General features: G+C 43.4%; 5 protein-coding genes and 1 pseudogene. 5 read left to right on the top strand and 1 reads right to left on the bottom strand.

What is annotated here, in order from left to right; genetic code table 11:
• A pseudogene (locus ACH2DQ_RS28000) lies at positions 1-742 on the top strand (sucrose phosphorylase); the annotation flags it as partial.
• Between the two features lie 388 nt (positions 743-1,130).
• Positions 1,131-1,853, top strand: coding sequence for an MBL fold metallo-hydrolase (locus ACH2DQ_RS27995; RefSeq protein ID WP_394910731.1), 723 nt, complete (start codon positions 1,131-1,133; stop codon positions 1,851-1,853).
• A 130-nt stretch (positions 1,854-1,983) separates the two neighbouring features.
• On the opposite strand, the gene ACH2DQ_RS27990 is transcribed toward ACH2DQ_RS27995, so the two are convergent.
• Positions 1,984-2,043, bottom strand: coding sequence for a DUF6783 domain-containing protein (locus ACH2DQ_RS27990; RefSeq protein ID WP_394910851.1), 60 nt, complete (start codon positions 2,041-2,043; stop codon positions 1,984-1,986).
• Between ACH2DQ_RS27990 and ACH2DQ_RS27985 the strand changes: the two genes are divergently transcribed.
• From ACH2DQ_RS27985 to ACH2DQ_RS27975, 3 genes are all read left to right on the top strand, one after another.
• Positions 2,023-2,190 carry a DUF6783 domain-containing protein gene (locus ACH2DQ_RS27985; protein ID WP_394910730.1) on the top strand — a complete coding sequence of 56 codons (168 nt, stop codon included), beginning with the start codon at positions 2,023-2,025 and terminating at the stop codon, positions 2,188-2,190. The genes ACH2DQ_RS27990 and ACH2DQ_RS27985 overlap by 21 nt on opposite strands.
• Before the next feature lie 37 nt (positions 2,191-2,227).
• On the top strand, positions 2,228-4,693 hold the full coding sequence (locus ACH2DQ_RS27980) for a glycoside hydrolase family 38 C-terminal domain-containing protein (RefSeq protein ID WP_395028735.1): 2,466 nt from the start codon (positions 2,228-2,230) through the stop codon (positions 4,691-4,693).
• Positions 4,694-4,753: 60 nt separating this feature from the next.
• Positions 4,754-5,283: MATE family efflux transporter (locus ACH2DQ_RS27975; RefSeq protein ID WP_395028734.1), on the top strand; the 530-nt coding region annotated here is incomplete at its 3' end.

The raw sequence follows: 5,283 nt of genomic DNA, 5'->3' as shown, positions 1-5,283 counted from the left end.
TGAAATTCATGACCATTATAAAGTGCAGATGAAAATCGCAGATAAAGGCTATGCAGTGTATGATTTTGCCCTGCCGGTCCTGGTGCTCCATACCCTATATACGGGCAGCGCAAAGCGGCTAAAACACTGGTTTGATATCTGTCCCCGTAACCAGTATACTACGCTGGACACTCACGACGGAATTGGGACAGTGGATGTAGAGGACTTATTGACAAGCGAAGAGCTGGAACATGTGATCAAAACGACAGAAATGTACGGGGCAAATTTTAAGATGGATTTCTCTGCAAAAGCAAATGAGAAACCTGTTGTATACCAGATTAACTGCACTTATTATTCTGCACTGGATTGTAAAGATGATGCTTATCTGCTGGCGAGGGCGATTCAGTTCTTTGCGCCCGGCATCCCACAGGTCTATTATATGGGACTGCTGGCGGGAGCTAATGATTATGAGCTGATGAAAAAAACGGATTTCCCAAGAAACATCAGCAGACATAACTATACAGTTTCAGAAGTAGAGCAGGATGCGCAAAAGCCGGTTGTAAAAGAACTGTGCAGGCTTATGCGGATCCGAAATGAATACAAGGCATTTGACGATGCATTTCGGATAGAAGATACGGAAGATTCCAGATTGAAGATTATAAGGGAAAGTAATGGATGCAAAGCGGTACTGGATGCTGATCTGAAGACAATGAAATTCAGTATTTGCTGTGATGACAGTACTTATGATTATGTGAGCAGGTAAGGATACGCCCTTCACGCATAATGTCAGGCTACATATATACAATAATTTAAGACTTTATTTAGCAAGAATGGAATGAATGAAAACGAATACCTGTAGTAATAAGAGAAAGCATATTTTATTGAGAAATTTATAATATGCTTTCTTTTTTTATGCCAGGAATTATAATTTCACAATAAAAGATGAAGAGAAAGACAGAACTTTAACAACTGATAATAAAATGATAAAAAACTGAAATTAAATGATAAAAATAAAAAAATTAGCTTGATAAATTATAAAATTAAGGATAAAATGATAATAATATGAAACTAATATGATAATAATTTGAATCCAAAAAGGCAGAAAAAATTATTATATTAAGTTTTAATATTTTATATAAGGAGACGAACCAATGAAACTAATGAATCATCTTTATATGGTGGCAGGTGTATCCCTGTCCCATCCCTTTGATGCCGCAGCATATCTGATTGAAGGAGAAACGGGTCTTTATCTGCTGGACTGCGGCACTCCAAATGGATTTACCCAGATTGTTGAAAATATCAGATCACTGGGATTTGCACCGGAAGAAATCCGGTGTATCTATGGTACTCACGGACATTATGACCATGTTGGAGCGGCTGCATTATTCAGGCAAAAATATAGCTGCTGCCTGATGATCCATGAAGAAGATGCCTGGCAGGTGGAATCAGGTGACCCTGTGCGGACCACAGGTGAATTACTCTACGGAAATCCATTTCCGGCTTGTAATGTGTATGGATATCTAAAGGATGGTGAGCAGATTAAATTTGGCAACCGGATATCAATGTCTGTGATACATACGCCAGGGCATACCAGAGGAAGCGTTTGTTTTGCCCTGGATTGTGACGGCTATCAATTTTTAGTTGCCGGGGATACCATTTGGGGTGGCTTTAGTGAGCAGATTGGGTCTGATGCAAAGCAGTGGATGGATAGTCTGGACAAGCTGACAGCCATGCATTTTGACGGCTTTAGTTTCGGACATGTGGGGGCAAATGTCATTGCCGATGCCGACAGAAGAATAATGGATGCCAAGCGGCAGTTTGGTGTGTATTATAATCCATGGTTTAAGGTTATGAAGGAAGATTTTCGATACTAGTACTCCATCCGGCTAGAAACCCTACTGACAGCACTGCCTATTTTGCCATCTGCCGCGTTGTCGTCAGTCAGCGGAGGAACCACTCCGCTTCCATCCTCCGCCTTGCAGACTGACAAAATAATCAGCACTGTCAGTAGAGTTTCTGGCTGGATGGAGTACTAGAGCGTGTTTGAAAAATCATTCCTGCCATCTGCACGCCCCACTTTGCGGTATATTTGCCCCGAATTCAGGTTACATAGTACGCTTGTCGCCCTTCAATCGGGACAAATCTCCCACAAACTGGAACGCACAGCTGTCAGAAAGCATTTTTCAAACACGCTCTAAACAGGTTCTATAGATTTGCCGCAGCCATATGCGGCGGAATGGAGAAAATTATGGACAAGAAAAAAGTGGAGCGGAATAAACAGGAAACGCCAAAGCAGCATTCCAGGAAAAAAATACACATGATCGGGAATACCCATATAGATCCGGTCTGGCTTTGGAACCGGTATGAGGGAATGCAGGAAGTGAAGTCATCTTTTATGTCGGCATTAGACCGTATGGATGAATTTGATGACTTTAAATTTACCCACAGCAGCATTTCTTATCTGGAATGGATGAAGGAAAATTGTCCCGATCAATTTCAGAGAATACAAAAAAGAGTAGAAGAAGGAAGGTGGAATATTGCAGGTGGTATGTGGGTGGAACCGGATTGTAATCTGCCCTCCGGAGAAAGTTTAATCAGGCACTTTTTATACAGCAAGCGGTTTGTAAAGGAGAACTTTGGAGTAGATGTGAAAACTGCATATAACGTGGATAGTTTTGGGCATGGTGCAAATCTTCCGGCTGTGTTAAAGGGCTGCGGGATAGAGAATTACGTGACTTCAAGACCGGATAAAGAAAAGCTTCGCACACCGCCGGTATTTCTGTGGAAAGCGCCGGATGGAAGCAGTGTGGTGGCGGAACGGACCGGTGGGGAATACATGGCATGGACAAGACCAGCGATTGAATTTAATTTATCAGAAAGCCTTGCTGCAATGGAAGAACATGATGTGGAACGGATGGCAGTTTTCTATGGGGTAGGCAACCATGGAGGCGGACCCACGATTGAAAATATCCGCTCTGTCTATGAACTGAAAGAAGAACGGACAGACTTAGAACTGGATTTTTCCACGATTGATGAATTTTTTGCACAGGTGGATGCGGATAAGTTAAACACTTTTGAAGGAGAGCTGGGGCGTATTTTTCAGGGATGTTACAGTTCGGATTGTGAACTGAATCAGTTAAACCGTAAGGCGGAGTGGGCATTGCAGGAGGCAGAATCCATGTATGCTATGGCGGTTTCATTTACCGGAGTCAGAAAAGAGGCTGACGAAAATCTGCTGGATGCTGCCTGGAAAGAAGTGCTGTTTAACCAATTTCATGACGTACTGGCTGGAACAAGCATCCAGTCGGCAAGAAATGAATCCTGTGAAGAATTAAAGGGTGCCGTGGCAGCAGCCAGAAAAATGGTTCGAAATGCCATTCAGGCAATGGCAAATCAATTAGACACCAGAGGAGAGGGCTTTCCGTTGATCTTGTTTAATCCTACCGGATGCAGGTATCAGGGAATTTTCTGTGCGGACCTCTATGTGCCAAGAGCCGGGAAAAAACAATTACGGCTTCGGGACTGGAAAGGAAGGGAGATATCTTACTGCGAGACCGGCTATCAGTTAAGTGCGCCGGAATCCAGAAAAGGAATTTTGTTCGATGCAGATGTGCCGGCATATGGCTATGCTCTGTACCGGACCGTGATGGAAGGACCGGAACAGGTGCCGGATAGAAATTCTCTGAAGTATCAGGATAATGTTATGGACAATGGAATTCTAAAAGTACATATCAGCGAAACAACGGGCTGCCCGGATTCCATTATATTGGGAGATCTGGAGCTCCTTGGGAAAGAGATTGACATAAAGGTATTCTACGATGACAGAGGAGCCTGGGGTGAAACACATTTAACAGAAGAACTACGAGGGAGGTTTTCTCCAGGTAAGATCCGTCTCATAGAAACAACGCCGATGCGGCTGATTGTAAGAAGTCTTTTATACTATAACAAGTCGGAAATGGCAATCGACTATATCCTGGAAAAAGGAAGTGACCGGCTGAAGCTGGCAGTCTCACTGACGAATCTGGAGCGGCATTGCCAGATCTGCTATTGCGTTCCTGGACTGGATGAACAGCCGCAGGTCAAATCGGAGACGGCATTTTATGTGGAGCAGAAAATCACTCCAGATGACAGTGAATATTACCAGCACCGTTTTGCGGATATGGAAAATCAGGATGGAAGCGGCATTGCGATCTTTAATAACAGTACTTACGGTGTCCGGCAGGCTGGCAGGGAATATCGGCTTATTTTGTCCAGAAGTGTAGTATTTGCCAGAGGGAAGGGCGGACCGCTGGAAGAATCCTTTCAATACCGCTATATGAATCAGGGCAGTTACGATTTTCAGATGGAGCTGCTTCCTCATACCAAACCGATTTCCAATCAGAGGTTATTTCAGGAGGCAGATTTCCTGATGATGCCCGTAAAATATTTAGGAGACAGCTGTCACAGTGGCAAGAGCTGGACAAAAAGGGCAGGGATCCTTCAGGTATTGTCAGACAGTGTATCCTGTTCTGTTTTAAAGACTCACGGGGAGAGCGGTGATGAGATAATCCGGTTGTTTGAAACTGCCGGAACCAGGGCAGAAGCAGTTGTAAAGGCAGCCGGGAAGGAAGCAGTTCTGCAATTTCAGCCATTTGAAATAAAAACGATAAAATTAAAAGCAGACGGATTCCGGGAGTGTACCATGCTGGAAGAGGAAAACGGAGTAAGAAACTGAACGTATAAAGGATTCGTTAGAGCATGTTTCAAACACGCTCTGGAAAGATAGTGATTAATAATGGGAAATGAAAAAGAGATATTTTCTAACAAACAATTAAAAGCATTGATTATTCCTTTAATTCTGGAACAGATTCTGGGAGTCACGGTGGGAATGGCAGATACCGTTATGGTGTCCGGCGTAGGAGAAGCAGCGGTGTCCGGAGTTTCCCTGGTAGATTCCATTAATATCCTGCTGATTAATATTTTTGTATGCCTGTCAACCGGAGGTGCGGTTGTGGCTGCACACCGGCTGGGAGAGAAAAATAAGCAGAAAGCCTGTAAAACGGCAGATCAGCTTCTGCTTTCCATTACCGGGATGGCAAATTTGATTATGGTGATTTCCCTGGCAGGGAACCGGTTTATTCTTACAACTATTTTTGGAAATGTTGAACATGAGGTAATGGAGAATGCTGTTGTTTATTTTTATCTGACGGCTTTGTCGTTCCCTTTTCTGGGTATATACAGTGCAAGTACAGCGCTGCTGCGGTCTATGGGAAATTCCAAAACGGCAATGTATACCTCTATTTTAATGAACATCATGAATGTAAC

This window comes from Robinsoniella sp. (assembly GCF_034124845.1).
The sequence above is the reverse complement of the archived record's forward strand: the minus strand, read 5'-3'. Positions and strand labels throughout refer to the sequence as shown.

Coding starts and splice junctions, on each gene's coding strand:
- ACH2DQ_RS27995 (WP_394910731.1), top strand. CDS start 1,131: ATGAAACTAATGAATCATCTTTATATGGTGGCAGGTGTATCCCTGTCC.
- ACH2DQ_RS27980 (WP_395028735.1), top strand. CDS start 2,228: ATGGACAAGAAAAAAGTGGAGCGGAATAAACAGGAAACGCCAAAGCAG.